15 protein-coding genes are annotated in these 18,616 nt (G+C 67.8%); 9 read left to right on the plus strand and 6 right to left on the minus strand.

What is annotated here, in order from left to right; genetic code table 11:
* Positions 1 to 5: 5 nt before the first annotated feature.
* The 5 genes from PZE19_RS06310 to PZE19_RS06330 all read left to right on the plus strand — a co-directional run bounded on the left by PZE19_RS06310 (position 6) and on the right by PZE19_RS06330 (position 7,520).
* Positions 6 to 1,949 (plus strand): chloride channel protein, encoded by a 1,944-nt coding sequence (locus PZE19_RS06310; protein ID WP_277859724.1) that lies wholly within the window; start codon positions 6 to 8, stop codon positions 1,947 to 1,949.
* A gap of 89 nt (positions 1,950 to 2,038) precedes the next feature.
* Positions 2,039 to 2,236 (plus strand): small basic protein, encoded by a 198-nt coding sequence (locus PZE19_RS06315; protein WP_277859725.1) that lies wholly within the window; start codon positions 2,039 to 2,041, stop codon positions 2,234 to 2,236.
* A gap of 103 nt (positions 2,237 to 2,339) precedes the next feature.
* Positions 2,340 to 3,149 (plus strand): ZIP family metal transporter, encoded by an 810-nt coding sequence (locus tag PZE19_RS06320; protein ID WP_277859726.1) that lies wholly within the window; start codon positions 2,340 to 2,342, stop codon positions 3,147 to 3,149.
* A gap of 959 nt (positions 3,150 to 4,108) precedes the next feature.
* On the plus strand, positions 4,109 to 5,485 hold the full coding sequence (locus PZE19_RS06325) for an OprO/OprP family phosphate-selective porin (protein WP_277859727.1): 1,377 nt from the start codon (positions 4,109 to 4,111) through the stop codon (positions 5,483 to 5,485).
* 139 nt (positions 5,486 to 5,624) lie between these two features.
* The gene (locus tag PZE19_RS06330) at positions 5,625 to 7,520 is read left to right on the plus strand and encodes a redoxin domain-containing protein (RefSeq protein ID WP_277859728.1); all 1,896 of its coding nucleotides are present in this window, start codon (positions 5,625 to 5,627) and stop codon (positions 7,518 to 7,520) included.
* Positions 7,521 to 7,570: 50 nt separating this feature from the next.
* Here PZE19_RS06330 and PZE19_RS06335 read toward each other — a convergent pair whose 3' ends face one another.
* Positions 7,571 to 8,521: a 6-phosphogluconolactonase gene (locus PZE19_RS06335; RefSeq protein WP_277859729.1), complete on the minus strand. Its 951-nt coding sequence runs from the start codon at positions 8,519 to 8,521 to the stop codon at positions 7,571 to 7,573.
* A 70-nt stretch (positions 8,522 to 8,591) separates the two neighbouring features.
* Complete coding sequence (locus PZE19_RS06340; RefSeq protein WP_277859730.1) at positions 8,592 to 9,587, minus strand: NADPH:quinone reductase; 996 nt, start codon at positions 9,585 to 9,587, stop codon at positions 8,592 to 8,594.
* Between the two features lie 296 nt (positions 9,588 to 9,883).
* Between PZE19_RS06340 and PZE19_RS06345 the strand changes: the two genes are divergently transcribed.
* The 4 genes from PZE19_RS06345 (at position 9,884) to PZE19_RS06360 (ending at position 12,294) form a co-directional block, all read left to right on the plus strand.
* Positions 9,884 to 10,636 (plus strand): hypothetical protein, encoded by a 753-nt coding sequence (locus tag PZE19_RS06345; RefSeq protein ID WP_277859731.1) that lies wholly within the window; start codon positions 9,884 to 9,886, stop codon positions 10,634 to 10,636.
* Between the two features lie 25 nt (positions 10,637 to 10,661).
* Entirely contained in the window at positions 10,662 to 11,252 is a 591-nt protein-coding gene (locus PZE19_RS06350) for an LOG family protein (RefSeq protein ID WP_277859732.1), read from the plus strand.
* Between the two features lie 101 nt (positions 11,253 to 11,353).
* A complete protein-coding gene (locus PZE19_RS06355; RefSeq protein WP_277859733.1) occupies positions 11,354 to 11,635 on the plus strand; it encodes an autorepressor SdpR family transcription factor in 282 nt (93 codons plus the stop codon).
* Positions 11,632 to 12,294, plus strand: a complete 663-nt coding sequence (locus PZE19_RS06360) for an SdpI family protein (RefSeq protein WP_277859734.1) — start codon at positions 11,632 to 11,634, stop codon at positions 12,292 to 12,294. The genes PZE19_RS06355 and PZE19_RS06360 overlap by 4 nt, the downstream gene beginning before the upstream one ends.
* 7 nt (positions 12,295 to 12,301) lie before the next feature.
* Here PZE19_RS06360 and PZE19_RS06365 read toward each other — a convergent pair whose 3' ends face one another.
* The 4 genes from PZE19_RS06365 to PZE19_RS06380 form a co-directional block, all read right to left on the minus strand.
* Positions 12,302 to 14,737: an alpha/beta hydrolase family protein gene (locus PZE19_RS06365; protein WP_277859735.1), complete on the minus strand. Its 2,436-nt coding sequence runs from the start codon at positions 14,735 to 14,737 to the stop codon at positions 12,302 to 12,304.
* 136 nt (positions 14,738 to 14,873) lie between these two features.
* The gene (locus PZE19_RS06370) at positions 14,874 to 15,725 is read right to left on the minus strand and encodes a metallophosphoesterase (RefSeq protein WP_277859736.1); all 852 of its coding nucleotides are present in this window, start codon (positions 15,723 to 15,725) and stop codon (positions 14,874 to 14,876) included.
* A gap of 5 nt (positions 15,726 to 15,730) precedes the next feature.
* Complete coding sequence (locus tag PZE19_RS06375) at positions 15,731 to 16,288, minus strand: hypothetical protein (protein WP_277859737.1); 558 nt, start codon at positions 16,286 to 16,288, stop codon at positions 15,731 to 15,733.
* Positions 16,289 to 16,337: 49 nt separating this feature from the next.
* Positions 16,338 to 18,257 (minus strand): ABC-F family ATP-binding cassette domain-containing protein, encoded by a 1,920-nt coding sequence (locus PZE19_RS06380; protein WP_277859738.1) that lies wholly within the window; start codon positions 18,255 to 18,257, stop codon positions 16,338 to 16,340.
* Positions 18,258 to 18,616 lie beyond the last annotated feature (359 nt).

Here is an 18,616-nt window from a genome sequence, read left to right on the forward strand (position 1 = left end):
CCGCGATGCGTGACGCCGAGCCGGTCTCTCCACTTCCATCCGCCCCGCAGGGTCGCCCTTCCAGGGTCACTGCGGCCCTGCGGCGGCTCGCGACGTTCTGGGCGACGCCCGGCGTCGGCCGGGCCGGCCTTTGCAGCCCTGCCGTGGGCTTCGTCGCGGGGCTGGGTGCGGTGGGGTTTTTGCTCGCCCTGCAGTTCATGTACACGCACGTGCTCGGCGGCATGATGCATCTCGCGATGCCGCCGACGCCGGAAGGGGAGGCGCACGCCGTCGCTTATCCCTGGCCCTGGTGGATGGTGATCCTGATCCCGACGATCGGCGGCCTGATTTCCGGATGGCTGGTCTTCACGTTCGCGCCCGAGGCCGAGGGCCACGGGACCGACGCGATGATTCGGGCGTTCCACGAGGGCGGCGGGCTCATCCGAACGCGGGTGCCGTTCATCAAGGCCATCGCGTCGATCGTGACGATCGGCACCGGAGGGTCGGCGGGGCAGGAAGGGCCCATCGCCCAGATCGGCTCGGGATTCGGGTCGTTCCTGGCTCGGGTGCTCCGCCTGCCCACGGACGAGCGACGCATCCTGATGCTCGCCGGAGCGGCGGGCGGCGTCGGGGCCATCGTCCGCGCGCCGCTGGGCGGAGCCCTGTTCGCGGGCGAGGTCCTGTATTCCTCGACGGCCTTCGAATCCGCCGCGCTTCTGCCCTGCCTGGCGAGCGCCATCGTGGCCTATTCGACGTTCGCCCTGTTCGTGACGCCGCGGCCCGTCTTCGCCATGCCTCCTTTGGATTTCCAGGGCCTGGCCGACCTGCCGATGTACGTGGGATTGACGATCCTCTGTGCGGCGGTCGGCTGGCTCTACACGAGGTCGTTCTACGGCCTACGCGATCGAGCCTTCAAGCCCTTGCCGATCCCCCGTCAGCTCAAGCCGGCCGTCGGCGGCGCGATGCTCGGCCTGCTGGCCCTGGCCTTCCCTCAGGTCATGGCGGGCGGCTACGGCTGGGTCCAGTGGGGGGCGATCGGCGAGCCGCCGAATCTGCTGGGACGGGGCGAGTCGCCCTTCGTCCCCAACATGTCGATGGGCCTGTTGCTCGCCGTGGCGGTCGCGAAGATCGCGGCGACAGGCTTCACGATCAGCTCCGGGGGCAGCGGCGGCGTGTTCGGTCCGTCCATGTTGATCGGCGGCATGCTCGGCGGCGCTTACGGCCAGTTGATGCACAGCCTGGGCATCGGCCTGGCGACCGAGCCGTCGGCCTTCGTGCTCGTCGGCATGGGAGGTTTCTTCGCGGGCGTTTCGAAGACGCCGCTCACGTCGATCGTCATGGTCAGCGAGATGACCGGATCGTACAGCCTGCTGGTCCCGCTGATGCTCGCCTGCGGTCTGAACATGGCGATCTCCCGGAGATGGACACTGTACGAGGAGCAGGTGCCCACGCCGATCGACAGCCCGGCGCACCAGGGCGATTTCCTGGTCGACGTCCTCTCGCGGATCAAGGTCGGCGCGGCCGGCGTCCGGACGGTGGGAGTTGAACCTATGGTCGCCTCGCTCCCTTTCGAAAAGGTGGCCCGGAAGGTGGCGGGGTCCACGGAGAGCCTCTTCCCGGTCATCGACGACCAGGGTCGGCTGACCGGGGTCTTCACACTCCGCGACTTGCGACTGGCTTTGCTCGGTTCGAAATCATGGGGCCCGCTGGTCATCGCCGACGACCTGGCTTCCCGGCCGATCGCCACCGTGACGATCGAGGACGACCTGCACACGGCGCTCCGACGGATGACCGAATCGAACCTGGACGAGATCCCGGTGGTCGACCCGGCGGACCCCTCGCGCCTCGTGGGCCTGCTGAGCCGCCGCGAGCTGACCTCGGCCTACTCGTCGCTGATCGAGACGCTCCGAACCGATCCGACGGGGCCGGCCGGGACGGACGCGTCGGCCGATGCGGCCTCGCGAGCTTGACTTGCGTCGGGAGGGCGGGGGCGGTAAGATTCGAGATTCAAAATCCCGGGAAACGGAAACGGGACGGCAATGCTGTTGGAGTCGTTCGTATGTCGATGGACAAGAGTCTCAAGAAGGCGAGCGGGCTGGCCGGTCAGCGCAACGTCTTGACCCGCGCCGAGCGCCTGGCCCTCCTGCAGGAAGACGAGCGTTGGGCTCCTGGCGGCGCGGTGTACAACCTGCCGAAGACGAAGTCGCGCCGCCTCGCCCCCGGCCAGTCGGGCCCGAAGCGTCCGGCGGCCAAGTAAGCGGACGTCCCCTTCGTTCGTCCCCTGCGTTCAGGCGATCCCCGGCCCTCTGGTCGGGGATTTTGTTTGATCCTGCGCCCTCTCCCCGAGGCTCGAGCCCCCGATGGCCATGCCCATCATCCTCACGGCGTATTGCGCCCTGATCGTCGCGGTGAGCTTGCTCGGGGGGCTGGCGCCGCTGGCCCTGGTCCTGACCCACACCCGGCTCCAGACCTACCTGAGCTTCTCGGCCGGCACCATGCTGGGTGCGGCCTTCTTCCACATGCTCCCCGAATCGGTCGAGATGGGGGGCCCGGGGACCGTCCGCTGGGCGGCCGTCGGCCTGCTCGCCCTCTTCCTGCTGGAGCGGTTCTTCTCGTATCACCAGCACGAGTCCGCCGAGGTCGACGGGCACGATCATTCACACCACGATCATGACGAGGTCGTCGGCCAGACCCTCTCGTGGGGGACGGCGACGTTCGGGCTGGCGGTCCATTCGCTGGTGGGCGGCGTGGCGCTGGCCAGCGCCGTCGTCGCGGACTACAAGGAACAGGGTCGCGTCGGGGGGATGGCCTGGGGCGTCTTCCTCGCCACGGTCCTGCACAAGCCGGCCGACGCCATGACCGTCGTCGCCCTGATGATCCGCGCCGGGGTGCCGGTCCGGCTCGCCCATCTCGTGAATCTGGGCTTCGCGCTCATGATCCCGCTGGGAGCGGGACTCTTCTTCGTGGGCGTCGACCGACTCGCCCCTTCCAACGCCGAGGCGCTGACGGCCATCGCCCTGGCGTTCTCCGCGGGGACCTTCCTCTGCATCTCGCTGAGCGACCTGCTCCCCGAGCTGCAATTCCACTCGCACGACCGGCTGAAGCTCTCCGCGGCCCTCCTCTCAGGCTTCCTCCTGATGGCCGGGACGTCGACGCTCGAGATGCTTTGAACGAGAAGGATCATGACGGCTTCGGCTTCGTCGTCAAGCCGAGCGTAAGGCCCGTCGATCTCATGATCACGGTCTCGGGCCCGATTCTTTCCTCATGCGAGCATCGAGTCATGAAATCCGCAGTTCGTCCCGCTTGTAGGCCGGGTGCCGCCCATATCTTCATTTTGGGATGCATCATGATGGCATCGACGGGTTGCGCCGCACGCTCCGCCTCCAGCAGGGCCCCCGCCGCCAAGGGGACCACGATCGGCCGCGATCTCCGCGACCTCCCCCCCGGTACGGTCGCGCCGGCGACCTCGCTCGGCGTGGATCTTGTGGGAGTCGCTCCGCGACAAGGATCGGACATCAGCGTCCGAGGTGTGGTGGCTTGAGAAGTCAAACCCAGTGGATTGGCGCTATGACGCGTCTGAGCTTCTCTCGATTTATGAAGAGTCTATCACTTTTCTCGTGAGTTGCGAATCGAGAGAAGTGGAAGGGATTCAAGGGTTTCGGCCGAGACGGCCCGGAGGAATCGGAATTATCGCTACAGACCGTCTATTCAACCGCCGATCTGAAGGAGAACACATCCGCCGTTGCGATTTCCTGGTGCCAGGAACGTCTTGAGAGCGGTCTCCGTGGAGGACACGAGGATGATGCCCCGTCTTCAAAAGGGGAGGAATTCGGGTGTAATCCCGGCGTGCGTGACGTCGCTCGGGCTCTTCTTCGCCTCGAACGCCATGGCCCGGCAGGCCCCGACTCAGGAGGCCGTCGACGCGGCGGCCTCGATTCCCACGGCGCCCGCGCCCGACCCGTCGGGGCCGGAGGCCGCCGTGGGCACCCCTCGCGAAGCCGCCCTCGAAGAGCGTGTCCGCCAGCTTGAACAGATGGTGGAACGCCTATCCACCCGGATGCAGACCTTACCGGCTTCTGCGCCCGCTTCCGGAGCAACGGCGTCGGGTGTCGGCGTCGCTGGTGGCGCGATGGAACCGGCCGGGGTCAGCAGCAGGCCGGGCACGGCGGCCCCGGACACGGGCGTGCCCGCGACCGTGACGGCCCCGTCGGCCTCCGGCGGCGTCTCGGCCCCGGGCCAGTCGCTGCCGCCGAACCCGCCCCCCTCGTCACGATTCGACGTCCCGGCGACGCTCGAGAGCAAGAAGGTCAACGTCAAGTTCGGCCCGGGTTTCGAGTTGCGGAGCGACGACGACGAGTACATCCTCCAGTTCCACAACCTCACCCAGTTCGAGTATCGCGGCTACGAACAGGGCGGCCACCAGACCGAGCGCGACAGCTTCCTGATCCCTCGCCAGTGGTGGATGTTCAGCGGTCGAATGACCAAGCCGATCGGCTACTTCCTGTCGTTCGCCAACGGCTTCGACACGATTAGCATGCTCGACGTCTTCCTCGACTTCGACTTCGATCCGAGATTCCGCGTCCGGGCCGGTCGTTTCAAGACGCCGTTCACCTATGAGTTCCTCGTCGACCCGATCCAGGGCCTGATCCAGCCCGAACGCTCGGTCTTCTTCAACAACTTCGGCCAGAACCGCGACGAAGGCGTGATGGGCTTCGGCCGCCTCTTCAACAAGACGGTCGACTACGCGGCCGGCGTCTTCAACGGCAATCGCAACGGCTACGTGGCCAACACCGACTCGAAGTTCGTCTCGGCCTTCATCAACTGGAAGCCGTTCAACAACGCCGAGGGATCGGCCCTCGAGAACTTCAACGTCGGCGGCTCGGTGTTCGGCGGGACGAACGACAACCTGCCGTTCCCCCAGGTCTTGCGGACGATCGTGCCGACCTCGGGCAACTCGGTCGCGGGCGTTCCGTTCCTCGCGTTCAACAACAACGTCCGCGAGGTCGGCCCGATGACCTTCTGGGACCTGCACGCGGCCTGGTTCTATCGCCGGCTCGCGGTGATCGGCGAGTGGGCGAGCGGCACGCAAGACTACGCCCTCAACAACCGCCTGAGCTATCGCACGAGCCTGCCGATCGATGCGTTTTACGTGCAGGCGGGGTATCTGCTCACCGGCGAGACCCGCAGCGGCCTGGGCATCGTCAAACCCCTGCATCCGTTCAACCTCAATCCGGACAAGTTCGGCCTGGGCGCCTGGGAGCTCACCGGTCGCTACCAGCATCTCGACATCGGCCAGCAGGTCTTCAGCCAGGGCCTCTCCGACCCGAACCTCTGGGCCAACCGGCTGTTCATCACCGACCTCGGCTTCAACTGGCACGTCAACCAGTACGTGAAGTTCATGTTCGACTGGGAGCACTCGGAGTTCAACAACCCGGTCTTCACGAACGTCGGCCAGTCCAGCAAGACGAACGACCTGTTCCTGGCACGCATCCAGCTCTACTTCTAGTCGCCGCCGCGGCCCCGTCCTCATGAACGGACGGGGCGGCCTGGTTTCGATCAGCAAACTCAAGCTTGTCACCACGGGCGTCGGGCGCTACGCTGGCATGTGGCCGGGGACACGCGACCACATCTCCAGGAGACGTAGGTTGAACGCTCGATCGAGACGATGGCGAGACCGGTTCATGGCGTCGGCCGTGCTGTTGCTTGCGGCGACCGCCGCCGCGGCTGCGGGTGACGACGCCTCGACGGACGTCCTGGCGAGAATCGGACGGCTCCAGGGGCTCGACGGGGCCTCCCTCGACCCGACCCCGCCGGCCGACGGTGCGACGGTGTTGGTCTTCTACTCGACCGAATGCCCGATCGCCAATGCGATCAATCCGGCGCTTAACCGGCTCTACGGCGAATTCGGCCCGCCTCGCGTCAAGTGGTTCGCCGTGTGCGTCGACCCCGACGTGAGCGCGGCGGACCTCGCGGCCCACGCCAAGGAATTCGGCCTGAAGGCCACGATCGCCGTCGACCGGAAGGGTCGGCTGGCGCGGCGGCTCGGCGCGAAGATCACGCCCGAGACGTTCGTCGTGGACGGTGGGGGCCGGCTTCGCTACCACGGGCGGATCGACGACCAGTTCGCCGCGCGCGGCGTCCGCAAGGCCGCCCCGGGCGAAGGCGAGCTACGACCGGCCCTGGCCGCGGTCCTGGCCGGCGGCGAGGTCAAGGCTCCGTTCGTCGAGGCGGTCGGCTGCCCTTTGCCCGAAGCGGCCGAGGCGCCGACCTACTCGAAGGACGTCGCCGCGATCCTGCAGAACAGCTGCCGCGAATGCCATCGCAAGGGTCAGCTCGGCCCCTTCGCGCTCGACACGTATGAACAGGCCCGCAAACGAGCGGGCGACCTGGCGAACGTCGTCGAGGACCGATCCATGCCGCCCTGGAAGGCTGCGCCCGGGGTCGGGCCGAAATTCCAGCACGACCGCTCCCTCTCGACGGCCGACGTGGAGACCATCTCCGCCTGGGCCGAGGCCGGCGCACCCGAGGGCGACCCCAAAGATCTCCCCGCCCCGCGGGCGTTCCCGGAGGAGTGGGCGATGGAAGGTGGGCCCGACCTGGTCCTCGACATCGGCGGCGACTTCCCGATCGCCGCCTCGGGTGACGACGTTTATCGCTGCTTCGTGCTCCGCACCGACCTGCCCGAGGACGTCTATGTGTCGGGAGTCGAGTACAAGCCGGGCAACGCCCGCGTCGTCCACCACATCCTGGGCTACGTCGACGTCTCCGGGGAGGCCCGCAAGCGCGACGAGGCCGAAGAGGGGCCGGGCTACACCAGCTTCTCCGGCCCCGGCGTCGAGATCATCGGCGACCTGGGCGGCTGGGCCCCCGGCGCTGCCCCGAGCATCCTCGCCGAGGGCGTCGGCCGCGCGCTGCCGAAGAAGGCCGACGTCATCGTCCAGATCCATTATCATCCCTGCGGCAAGCCGGAGACCGACCGCAGCCGGCTCGGCCTCAAGTTCGCCCGCAAGCCGGTCAAGCAGACGCTCCACTGGAACGGGGCGTTCAACTACGGCCTCGACCTGCCGCCCGGCGAATCCAATATCGAGGTCCGCGCCAAGTGGACCGTCCCCGTCGACGCCGAGGCCCGCGCGGTCGCGCCGCACATGCACCTGCTCGGGAAGGACATGCACATGTTCGTGACCTTCCCCGACGGCCGTACTCGCGACCTCATCCGCATCGACGGTTGGGACTTCAACTGGCAGTCGCAGTACTACTTCGACGAGCCCATCGACCTGCCCAGGGGATCGGTCGTGCAGGCCGTGGCCCACTACGACAACTCGGCGTCGAACCCCCACAACCCGAACGCCAAAGATCCCCAGCGCGTCACGTGGGGCGAGGCGACCACCGACGAGATGTGCATCGGCTTCATCGCCGTCACCAAGAAGGGCCAGGACCTGACCCGGCCCGGCGAGAAGGACGACCTGCACGACATCTTCACGAAGCAGCGCGAGGAAGCGATCGCGAAGATCAAGGCGGCCCGCGAGAAGGCCGGCCGCTGAGCGACCGAGGCGGCGTGCGACGCGGTTGATCCTGTCGCACGCCGCGCGTCTCAGTTCATCTCGGGCACGAGCGGGCCGGCGAGTTCCTGGACGTAGAACAGGCGGCCCGGCAGGGTGGGCATGAACGTGCTGGGGATCCAGGGATCGGGCCCGTAACGCAGGGTCATCCAGAGGCTCGCCCCCTGCCACTGCATCCCGCGGCCGCAGATCCCCTCGGCGCCGCCGATGATCCGGTCGGCCTGGAGGAACAGGCCCGGGCCGATCGTGTTGGCGAAGGCCGGCACGAGCGTCGTCCGGCTCTTGAAGCTGGTGATCGCGTTCTGCTCGATGGTGAGCGGGTGCAGCCGAGCGCCCAGCCGGTGGGTGGCGGCCTTCCAGTCCTCGACGGAGGCGTATTCGGCCGCGAAGTGAGGCTCCCAGAAGGCGATGTGACACACGCGGCCGATGCCGAAGACCACGGTCAGCTCGGCGCCCTTCGCCTTCAGCGCGGCGATGCGCTCGGCGAAGTGCGGCAGGCTGTCGGGCGTGGCGAACCAGCGTTGCGAGGTCGGCACCGTCAGCTCTCCCAGCGGGCCGTAGAACGCGGATTGCATCGCGTTCTGGAACGCCCCGGGATCGTCGGCCGGCAGCGTCCGGCCGTCCTTGTCGCTCCATTCATCCATGTTGAAGCCGTGGACGTGGTCGCACGAGACCTTCCACTCCTTCAGGAAGTACACGGCCCAGCGGTACATGCCCATGGGCCCGACCGGGAGGATGAACGCGGCGGGCTTGCCGCGTTCGCGGGCGTCGCGAATCGTCGAGGCGATCTCGTGGCCCATCATCACGTCGAAATCGGCCACGTCGCGGCACGAGATCGGCTCGAACCGAGGATGCCACCAGGGCTGACGGTCGGCGATCGAGGCGGCGGGTTGCGAGCAGCAGGCGTCGATCTTCGCGAGGTCCCAGCCGGCCGGGAGGAACCCCTCCATCAGGGAGCCGGCGTACGTCGTCAGCAGGTTCATCGGGCTTTGCACCTCGGTAGGGATTCGCAGGGCGTGTCGAACGGCGTCGTCGCGGCTGGTGCGGGAGGGCTCAATCGATCTGAAGGACGACTTTCCCGGTGAGCGTACCGGCCCCTCCCAGGGTGTTGGATTCGAGGAAGCGGTGGGCGTCGGCGGCCTGGTCGAGGGGGAAGACGCGGCCGACCAGCGGCCTGAGCCTGCCTTCCTCGATCCAGCGGACCATGTCCGAGGTGGCCGATTTCTGCTCCTCGGCGGAGGCGTTGAACATCGCGAAGCCGAGGAGCGAGCCGTCGCGCGGGTAGAACGAACCGAGCGGCAGCGCCGGCGTCGCCGAGCGTCCCGCCATGAGGATCATCCGCCCTCGCTTGCGGAGGAGTGGGACGCTCGTTTCGAGCTTCGGTTCGCGCTGAGTCTCGTACCAGACGTCGATCCCCTCGGGCGCGAAGTCGCGAAGGCCTGCGACCAGGTCGTCGGTCTTGTAGTTCAGGACGAGGTCGGCGCCGAGTTGCTTGCAGAGATCGATCTTCTCCGGGCCGCCCGCCGAGGTGGCGACCCGCGCCCCCGCGGCCTTCGCCATCTGGACGACCATCGAGCCCACGCCTCCGGAACCTCCCGGCACGTAGACCGACTCGCCCGGCTTCAGTCGACCGCGTTCGAAGAGCCCGAGGTGGGCCGTGATCCCAGCCATCGCCATCGCCGCGGCGTCGGCGTCGGGGAGCCGGGCGGGGATGGGGTTGAGCCATTCCTCATCGATGGCGGCGAACTCGGCCGCGACGCCTTGCCGACCCATGAGACCCTGGTTCGAGCCCCAGACGCGGTCGCCGACCTGATGGCCCGTCGTCCCCGGCCCCATATCCTCGACGACGCCCGCGAAGTCGCTGGCGATCACGTAAGGGAACGTCATGGGCATGGCCACGACTCCCCCGCGCAGGTAGAGGTCGAACGGGTTGATCGCCACGGCCCGGACGCGCACGAGGACCTGGCCGGGGCCGGGCTCGGGGTTCGGCAGATCGCCGACCTGGATGACGTCGGGCGTCCCTGTCTTCTCGATGAATGCAGCCCGCATGACGCGTCGACCTCGTTCCTGGGCGCGAACCTTCTCGACCGACAGGCCACCATGATAGCGGCTGACTCGGGGCGGGAGTACCCGCGGCCGCCCCGCCTAGTCTTGCAGGGGAGTGTCGGCCGCCGCATGATATCGAGGAGGCGTTTCCGTCGCCTCCTTCCTCTCCGCCTAGCGAGATCGACGCCATGAGCATCCCTCCCGAAGATCACGAGGCCGGCGGACCTACGACGGCCTCTCCGTCACCGATCCCGGCGTCGACTTCGCGGGCGGTGACGGGGGCGACGATCGACGGTAGCGTGCGCGACCACGTGGAGGGCCTGAACAACGAAATCGCCGGCGAGGAGGCCATCGATCGTCGCCTGGCCGACATCGAGATGCTGGGCGAGGAAGCCGCGATCGGATGGAAGCCCGCGACGCACGTGCCGCTCGCGCCCGAGGTCCGCTTCCTTCACATCTCGCGGACGATCCACCAGCTCGTCACCGATCGAAATCGGTCGGTGGGGATCTTCCTGGCGGTGGCGTCCATCCTCGTCGCGGCGGCCACGGGGCTCCTGAACGTCAAGACCGACGTCGCCCCGATCATCCCGCTCCGCGTGGTCCAGTACTGGTGCCTTCCCGTCACGTTCACGACGCTGGCGATCCTGGCCGTGTTCATCAGCTTCCTGCTGATCCGGGCCCGGATCGGCCTGATCTACGAAGTTACGAAGCTCAACGCCCTGCTGGGGCTGCCGGCGAAGCGCGTCGAGCGCGTCAATCCGCTCTCGATCTTCTACATCATGCACCTGCTCGTGGTCGTCCTCGGCGGGGCCTCGGCGGGGCTCGCGGCCGCAATGTTCGCCTACGGTCGGCTCGCCGTATCGACGGCCTCGACGCTGCCCACCGGCTCGCCCGACTCCCTCAACCCGGGCGAGGGCGGACCCGAGGTCGCGGTGCCGCTGGGCGTCGGGATCGGCGTCGCGCTGATCTACGTCATCGGTTTGCTGGCGCTCTATTACAGCACCGTCCTCCGCAACACGACCGACGCCAAGATGACCGCGGCCCGCTCGTAGATCGCCAAAGGAATCCGCTCGACCCATGTCGGAACGTCCACGCATCTGCGTCTACTGCGGCTCCTCGTTCGGGCATTCGCCGGCCTTCCGGGAACAGGCCGTCCGGGTCGGCGAGGCCCTCGGTCGCCAGAAGATCGGCCTCGTCTACGGGGGCGGTCGGGTCGGTCTGATGGGCGTCGTGGCCGACGCGGCGCTCGCGGCCGGGGCGGAGGTCATCGGGGTGATCCCCGAGGGGCTGGCGACGCACGAGATCGCCCACCACGGCCTGACCGAGCTGCACGTCGTCCCCGGGATGCACGAGCGAAAGGCGCTCATGGCCGCCCTGTCCCAGGCGTTCCTGACCCTGCCCGGGGGCATCGGGACGTATGAGGAATTCTTCGAGATCCTGAGCTGGGCCGGCCTGGGCATCCACCACAAGCCCATGGGACTGCTCAACGTCGAGGGCTATTTCGACCCGCTCCTCGCCCTCCTCGAATTCGGGGCCGACGCCGGATTCATCCGCCGCCGTTTTCTCGACCCGCTGCTGGTCTCGACCGATCCCGAGGCGCTCGTGTCCGACCTCCTCGCGTACAGCCCGCCGGCCATGCCGCCGAAGATCTCAGCCGACGAGGCCTGAGCCTTCACACGGCCGACTTGACGTCCGCCGCCGGACGCCGGAGAATTAGACGTTGTTCTAAATACCCGCCCGTCGGCGACGAAGACACGGATGGGGATGAGATGAACGAGGTATTCAAGGCGCTGTCCGACCCGTCGCGGAGGCGCATCCTCCAGCTCCTGGGCCGGGGCGAGATGACGGCGGGCGAACTGGCGACGCATTTCGACATGTCGAAGCCGTCGATGTCGCACCATTTCGCGGTCCTGAAGGACGCCGACCTGGTGACGAGCCGGCGGGACGGGCAGCAGATCTATTACGCGCTCAACACGACGGTCCTCCAGGACGTGATGGCCCGGATCTGGGACCTGTTCGGCGGCGACGACTCGAAGGAGAGCGGACGATGACGCGGGGCTACTGGATCATCGCGATCGGCCTGACGGCCATGACCTGGGGGCTCTCGGCCTGGTATTACCCCAGCCTGCCCGCCTCCATCCCGACGCACTGGAACATCCACGGCGAGGTCGACGGATACGGCGGCCGGGCGACCGTCTTCCTCATTCCAGGCGTGGCGACGGCCCTCCTCGCCTTCTTCGCGGTGCTCCCGGCCCTGTCGCCCAAGCCGTTCGAGGTCGACTCGTTCCGATCCACCTATCTCTTCATCCTGGCCGCGATGGCGGGCTTGTTCGCCTATCTCCAGATCATCATCCTGGCCACGACGTTCCAGGACCTGGGGGGCGGACCGAAGCGGATCGACCTCGGCCGCGCCCTGATGGCGGGGATGTTCGTCTTCTTCGGCCTGATGGGGAACGTGATGGGCAAGGTACGCAAGAACTTCTACATCGGCATCCGCGTCCCCTGGACGCTCGCCAGCGACCGCGTCTGGAACGACACCCACCGGCTGGCGGCCTGGCTGATGGTCGCCGGCGCGGTTGTGGGGCTGGCGATCGTCGCGAGCGGAGCACCGCTGCCATTCGCGTTCGCCGTGCTCCTCGTCTCGGTCTTCATCCCGGTCGTCTACTCGTTCTTCCACTACAAGGCCCTGGAACGGCGAGGAACCCTGTAAATCCGGCTCATTCGCCCGCATCGATCCAGCGGGCGAGGTCGACGGCCGGGATCGGGTCGGTGTCGAACTTCAAGGCGCCAGGACTGCCCGCGAGTTCGTAGGCGGCTTGCGGCCACTCCTGGGCGAACTCCTCACCCGGGCGAACGATCCGCAAAGGGGTGGGGGCGGACAGGGCCGCCGCGGCGCGGAGGCCGCCGAACTGATGCACACCCGGCAGGTCAATCGCCGCCGGGACGTTATCCGAGTAGTAGTCGTCGTCTCCGCCGCCGTCCAGGTCGACGACGGTTCGGGCCAGGTTGCCGAGCAACGGCCTGGCCAGCAGCGCCTGGCGTCCTGAGAGGCCCGAGGCTACCAGGGAGACCTCACGAACGTCGGGTTGGGAGCCGGCCCAGGTCAAAACCGTGGCCAGGTCCTGCATCTGGTCGGCGGCCACGGCCGGATTGTAAGTCAGGCCGTGGGCGACCAAAGGGCGGTGGCCGACCGGCCGATCGGCGTCGAGCGATTCGCCCACGAAGAGAGGGTCGAAGCCCACGACGGACTGCCCCCGGTCGAGCAGGGCGCGGACCAGGTCGGAGAGTTCTCCCGACTTCTTGACGAGCGCGAGCTTGCCGCGGTCGTCGGCGATCATGGTCAGTCGGCCGTTCGTGTGGGCTGGGGTTATGCGGACGACGGGGATCGCGTCGCCCTCGCCCCGCCTGCCGACCTGGGCGTGGACGATCGTCAGCCCTTCGCGGCTGATGCGCCGGACTTCGCGACCGAAGGTTTTCTCCGGGCTCGGGATCGCGACGCCGACTCGCACCCTGTGGCTCGTCGCCAGGAAGGGGCGGGCCGCTTGCCATACCGTCGGCCCGCGCTCCGGAGATAGGGCTTCGAGCTGAGCCCTGATCGTGTGAATCAGGTGGTCTTCGAGCTGCTGCGGGTTCTTGCGGTCGGGCGACGCGGGGTGCTGGGCGTCGAAGGTGAGGATGGCCTCCGGCTTCTCGACGGTCTGCTCGCCCTCTCGGGTGTCGACCGAGGGATCGAGCCCCAGGAGCCAGCGACCCATGAACGCGTAGACGGCGTTGCGCGTCGTCTGGTTGTAGTTGTGGGGGAAGTCGAACACCGAGGCTTCGACGCGATCGGGCGAGCCCACCAGCGAATAGGCCCCGCGGATGGCGGGGAAGGCGCGCGTCATCGTCTTCGCCGTCCAGTCGCCTGTCGCGCCGACGAGGACCATCGGTCGGGGGGCGCAGAGCGCGGCGAACTCGATGTTGTCGGTGCCGATCCGCAGCCCCGCGGCGTTCTCGCAGACGCAGCCCCCCTGGAACCACTCGGAGACCATGACGACGGGTGCGGCGACCTTGATTCGATCGTCGAGCGCCGTGAGGATGAAGGTCTGCGTTCCCCCGCCCGACTCGCCCGTGCAGCCGATCCGGGCCGGGTCGACGTCCGGCAGGCTGGCGATCCAGTCGAGGGCCCGGATGCTGTTCCAGGTCTGGAGCGCGAAGAGGCTGAGGCCCCAGCGACGGAGTCGCTCGTTCAGGAATTCATGCGTGAACGGCCTCGAGTCGTTGTAGCCGACCATGTCGTACATGAAGACGACGGCGCCGAGCTTGGCCCAGCGGATGCAGCGGTGCTGGACGTCGTCGCGCAGCCGGCCGTCTTCCCAGTGGCCGTGCGGGCAGAGGATGGCAGGGAGACTGCCGCCGGCCGCGACCGATTTGGGCCGGTAGAGGTTGCCGCTGAGCGTGAAGCCGGGGAGCGTCTCCAGGACGACCTTCTCGATCGTGTAGCCGTCGCGTTCGAGGCGGCCGTAGACTTGCGGGTTGAGCGGGGTCTTCGGGGGCTCGGGCCAAAGCCCGAGCGACACCTTCATCTGTTCGCGCAGGTGACGGCCCCGCTCGCGCCACTCCTCGACCGTCGCGGGTGCGTGGAAATTGGCGCCCTCCTTATTCGTGCGTGACTGTTCCCGGCGACGGTCGGGGGAGGGGGCCGTCGAATCGACGACGCCGCGTGCGATCTCGAGCAACCGCGCCGGGTCGCCCTTGGGATCGGGTTCGAAAACGATCAGCGCGGGCGCCGGCGGTGGCGGGGGCGTCTCGCCCTCCTTGGGCTTCGCGTCCGCGGAGACCGGACCGGCCACGACGAGCTTGATCGTTCCCTGGACCCTCCCGAGGTCCAACCAGCGCGGGGTCGCGTCGCCGGCGGCGGGGGAGGACTTCAAGGTTGCCAGATCGTCCTCGCGAGACAGCGTCCAGGCCTGATTCGACGGCGCCCAGACGCGCAGCGTCCTCTCGTCCCCGGCCGCGAGCGCGATGCCGTCGGCCAGTCGCGGCATGTCGCTCGCCGAGTAGACCATCGCGTCCGTTGCGTTTGGGGTATCCGCACAAAGGGCCGGCGGTTGGGGGCCGATCGCCAGGAACGCGAGGGCGTAGGACGCGGACGCGAGTGCGAGACGCTTCATGGAGACCACTCCGCACCAGGGACGGGGACCGAGCCGTCGAGCGACGCCCGGGAGAGCCCCATCGTATCGGGCAGGTCGGCCGACTCAAGATGCCGACGCGTGCGGCGGTTCGCGTTTCCCGGAGAGGCCGGCCTGGCTAGCGGCCCAGCACCTTCACCCCGTTCACGAGGTCATCGATGCCGATCGGCGAGCGCGCCGGAAAGCGGCAGTAGGTCGGATAAGGTTCCGTGCCGTCGATGATGAGCTGGCGGCGGTTCGCCTGCCGGTAACCATCGTCGCATGGCTGGTGGCCGGTGACGAACAGGTCGGCGTCGACCATCTCGGCGAAACGGTCGGCGGTCTCGTCCGCGGTGTCGCGGCCCCAGGTCAGGGCGTAAACCGCGCCCCGGCGCTTGAGCGCCTCCGGAGGCCAGGCTTCGGCGTCGAGGACGCCGAGGTCGAGGTCGTCGAGCCAGTCGCCGTCCGGGATCGTGTGGCAGACGAACACGCGATTCGGGGTGCGGACGGCGAGCGGCATGTCGGCGAAGAGCCGCAGATAGGCGTCGTAGATCTCGTCGGCCGCCTCGCCGTAGGAGCGGCGGATTCCCTGGCGGAACCGCTCGTTCAGCGTCCGCCCGTCCTTGCCGATCACCCGGCCGGTCAACTCGGAAAGCTCATGGTTGCCCAGGATGACGTGGACGCGATCGGGATACTGGCACTTGAGCGCGCTGACCACGTCGACCAACCTGTGCGAAAGGTCGGGGCGGTCGTCGTCGTCCTTGATGATCTCGTGGACCAGTTCCTGGAGCACCAGGTGCCGGCCCGGGTTGCGGTCGAGGGCCGACTCGGCCAGGACCCATTTGAAGGTCCTGAGGTTGCCGTGCAGGTCGCCGACGACCATCACCTCATCGGCGTCGAGTCTTACGACCGAGCCGGCGCGGCCGGGCGTACGCCTCGACAGGTCGGCGGCCTTATGGACGGTGGCGAGGATCTTGTTGGGGTCGGCCATAAAAATCAAGGATGGAAAGTGGCTGATCGGATCTCGCAGCGCGGTTCCCGCCCCGATCGGCGTCGTGGCCAGGCGAATCGTCCGAGGAGCATACCGACGCCGACCGCCGCGGCGAAGGAACCGACTTCTTTATACCAGACCGTCCAGGGTTCTTGAGACGCGACGCGTCTCAGCAGCACTCCGTTGCTGGACTCCACCTCGACGACGAAATCGTCATCGGAATGACCGGCGATTTCCTCAGCCAGAGGGATCGGTCTGATTTGGTCGACGCCGCTTCGGTCGATGAACGAGAGTTTGAAGATTCCTGTATCGGAGAGCGCATGGCGACCCACCCGACAATCAAGAATCTGCACGTCTGCTTCATCCATGTCATTCAGTGCGATGCTCTGGTCGATTCCGGGCGGACCGTGGAACAACCTGAGCGACTTCAGCGGCCCGCCCGAGGTGTTGACGATCAGCAGACGACCCTCGAAAAGCTGGGCCGCCAGGCATCCGGGAAGCAGGATCGAGGCGGCGGCTGCGATTAAACCGAAGTGACGGGAATGAGATACGTCGACGCTCATGGCCCGCCTCCCGTCGACGGTTCGACTCTGTCGGCGACCTCCAGAGACCTCACCATTCCGACTCGATCGCGAACTCCCAGTGCTGGAAGAGGGTTTCCAGCTTCTCCTTCAGCTCGACGTGGCGGTCCTGCACGCGCACCGCCGTGCCCGGGTCGCGCCAGGTGGCCGGCTGGCCCAGCTTGTCCTCAAGATCGGCGACCTCGGCCTCGGTCTGGGCGATCTCCTTCTCCAGCTCGACCGCCGGCCGGTAGGAGAACTTCTTCTTGTTCTTCGACTTGCCGTTGGCGGCGGCCGGCGCGGGCCGCGGAGTCGGCGGCGGGGGCGGGGCGGCCGCCGCGGGCTTGGCCTTCTCGGCCTCCTTGCCCCGCTGCATGAGGGCCTGATAAGCCTCGTAGTCGCCCTCGATCACCTTCACCTTGCCGTCGGCCACGACGAGGATCCGATCCGCCACCTTGTTCAGGAAATAACGGTCGTGGCTGACCACCAGGACCGTTCCCTCGAAATCGCGGATCGAGCGTTCGAGGGCGTCGCACGACCAGATGTCGAGGTGGTTCGTCGGCTCGTCCATGACGAGCAGGTTCGCGCCGGTCGCGCACAGGCGGGCGAGCGCGGCCTTGGCCTTCTCGCCGCCCGAGAGCTTGCCGACCTTGCGGAAGGCCTGATCGCCGGTGAGGCCGAAACGGGCCAGGAGCGACCGGACGTCGCCCTCGACCCAGTCGGTGTCGTCTTCCGGCCAGACCGCGCGGATGACCGTCGTGTCGTAATCCAGCGACTGCAGCCCTTGGTCGTGATAGCCGACCGAGACGCGGTGGCCGAGCTTGACCTCGCCCGAGTCGGGCAGCTCGCGGCCGATCAAGGTCTTCAAAAGCGTCGTCTTGCCGGCGCCGTTGGGCCCGATGACGCCCACGCACTGGCCACGCTCGACCGACAGGTTGAGGCCCGAGAACAGGGGCTTGTCGTAAGCCTTGGACAGCTCGCGGGCCTGGATGACGATGTCGCCCGAGCGGTCGACCTCCTCGAATTTCATCACCGGGCCGACGATGTCGCGGATGGTCTCGACCTTCTCGGCCTGGAGCTTGTCGAGCTTCCGCTCGCGGTCGTGGGCCTGCTTGGCGCGCTGGCCCGCCCCGTATTTGCGGATGTAGGCTTCGAGCTTCTCGGTCTTCTCCTCGAATCGCTCGGCCTGGCGTTCGAGGACCTTGGCCCGCTCGGCCCGCAGGTTCCAGTACTGCGTGTAGTTGCCCGGATAGCTCTCGAGCGTACCCTCGTTCAGCTCCCAGATCTTGGTGACGATCTTGTCGAGGAAGTACCGGTCGTGGCTGACCACGATCATCGCGACGGGCTGGCGCGAGAGGTAGTTCTCGAGCCACTCGGTGGTTTCGATGTCGAGGTGGTTAGACGGCTCGTCCAGGAGCATCAGGTCGGGGCTCTCCAGCAATAGCTTGGCGAGCATGAGCCGCGATTGCTGGCCGCCGGAGAAGGTCAATGCGGGCCGATCGTGGTCGGCCGCTACGAATCCCAGGCCCGAGAGGATCTCCTCGACCCGGTAGTCGACGTCGTAGGCGTCCTGGTGGATGATCTGCTCGTGGATCTGGTCGTAGCGGAGGCCGGCCCGCTGGCGGTCGGCCTCGTCCTCGGCCTCGGCCATCTCCTGGGCGGCCTCTTCCAGTTCGCGCTGGAGGTCCAGCAGCGAGGCCAGGCCCTGGCGTGCGACGTCCATCAAGGTCTGATCCGGGGCGAAATCGGGCTGCTGGCGGAGCAGGCTGACCCGGACGCCCGCCCGAGTGTGGACCTGGCCGTACTCCGGCTGCTCGGTGCGGTCGAGCAACTTCATGAGCGTCGTCTTGCCCGCGCCGTTGGGGCCGACCAGGCCGATGCGCTCGCCCGCGCGGACCTCGAACGCGAGGTCGGTGAAGATCGGGTCGCCGGCGTACTGTCGACCCAGGCCCTGGGCGGAGATCAGGATCATGTCATCGATCGTGTGGGAGGAACGCCGCGAGACCCCGTTCAGGGCGTCGGCGGGCCGGCGCGGGGGGCCGGCGTCGAGAGGGTCGCCGCCGAGACGATTCGGCTCCGCGACAGGCTCGATCATACCCCGGCGACGGCCGAGATGACCAGTCGGAACGCGGGCCGGAGCCGGGACGCGGAGCGGGCTCCCCCTGGCGTCGGCGGGGTGAGCCGTTTACGATGACCATCGATCTTCGACGCCGGCCAAAAGGCCCGCGCCGCGATCGCTCCCACGTCGTCGTCCCGTCGCGAAGATGCGGGCGCGACGCGACCGGCCGCTCGGCCGGTCCCATTCGCACCGGGCCCGGACGACCGGGCCGA

The organism is Paludisphaera mucosa, from assembly GCF_029589435.1.
GTDB lineage: Bacteria > Planctomycetota > Planctomycetia > Isosphaerales > Isosphaeraceae > Paludisphaera > Paludisphaera mucosa.

Coding starts and splice junctions, on each gene's coding strand:
- PZE19_RS06315 (WP_277859725.1), top strand. CDS start 2,039: ATGTCGATGGACAAGAGTCTCAAGAAGGCGAGCGGGCTGGCCGGTCAG.
- PZE19_RS06365 (WP_277859735.1), bottom strand. CDS start 14,737: ATGAAGCGTCTCGCACTCGCGTCCGCGTCCTACGCCCTCGCGTTCCTG.
- PZE19_RS06370 (WP_277859736.1), bottom strand. CDS start 15,725: ATGGCCGACCCCAACAAGATCCTCGCCACCGTCCATAAGGCCGCCGAC.
- PZE19_RS06310 (WP_277859724.1), top strand. CDS start 6: ATGCGTGACGCCGAGCCGGTCTCTCCACTTCCATCCGCCCCGCAGGGT.
- PZE19_RS06380 (WP_277859738.1), bottom strand. CDS start 18,257: ATGATCCTGATCTCCGCCCAGGGCCTGGGTCGACAGTACGCCGGCGAC.
- PZE19_RS06325 (WP_277859727.1), top strand. CDS start 4,109: ATGGAACCGGCCGGGGTCAGCAGCAGGCCGGGCACGGCGGCCCCGGAC.
- PZE19_RS06355 (WP_277859733.1), top strand. CDS start 11,354: ATGAACGAGGTATTCAAGGCGCTGTCCGACCCGTCGCGGAGGCGCATC.
- PZE19_RS06360 (WP_277859734.1), top strand. CDS start 11,632: ATGACGCGGGGCTACTGGATCATCGCGATCGGCCTGACGGCCATGACC.
- PZE19_RS06350 (WP_277859732.1), top strand. CDS start 10,662: ATGTCGGAACGTCCACGCATCTGCGTCTACTGCGGCTCCTCGTTCGGG.
- PZE19_RS06375 (WP_277859737.1), bottom strand. CDS start 16,288: ATGAGCGTCGACGTATCTCATTCCCGTCACTTCGGTTTAATCGCAGCC.
- PZE19_RS06320 (WP_277859726.1), top strand. CDS start 2,340: ATGGCCATGCCCATCATCCTCACGGCGTATTGCGCCCTGATCGTCGCG.
- PZE19_RS06340 (WP_277859730.1), bottom strand. CDS start 9,587: ATGCGGGCTGCATTCATCGAGAAGACAGGGACGCCCGACGTCATCCAG.
- PZE19_RS06335 (WP_277859729.1), bottom strand. CDS start 8,521: ATGAACCTGCTGACGACGTACGCCGGCTCCCTGATGGAGGGGTTCCTC.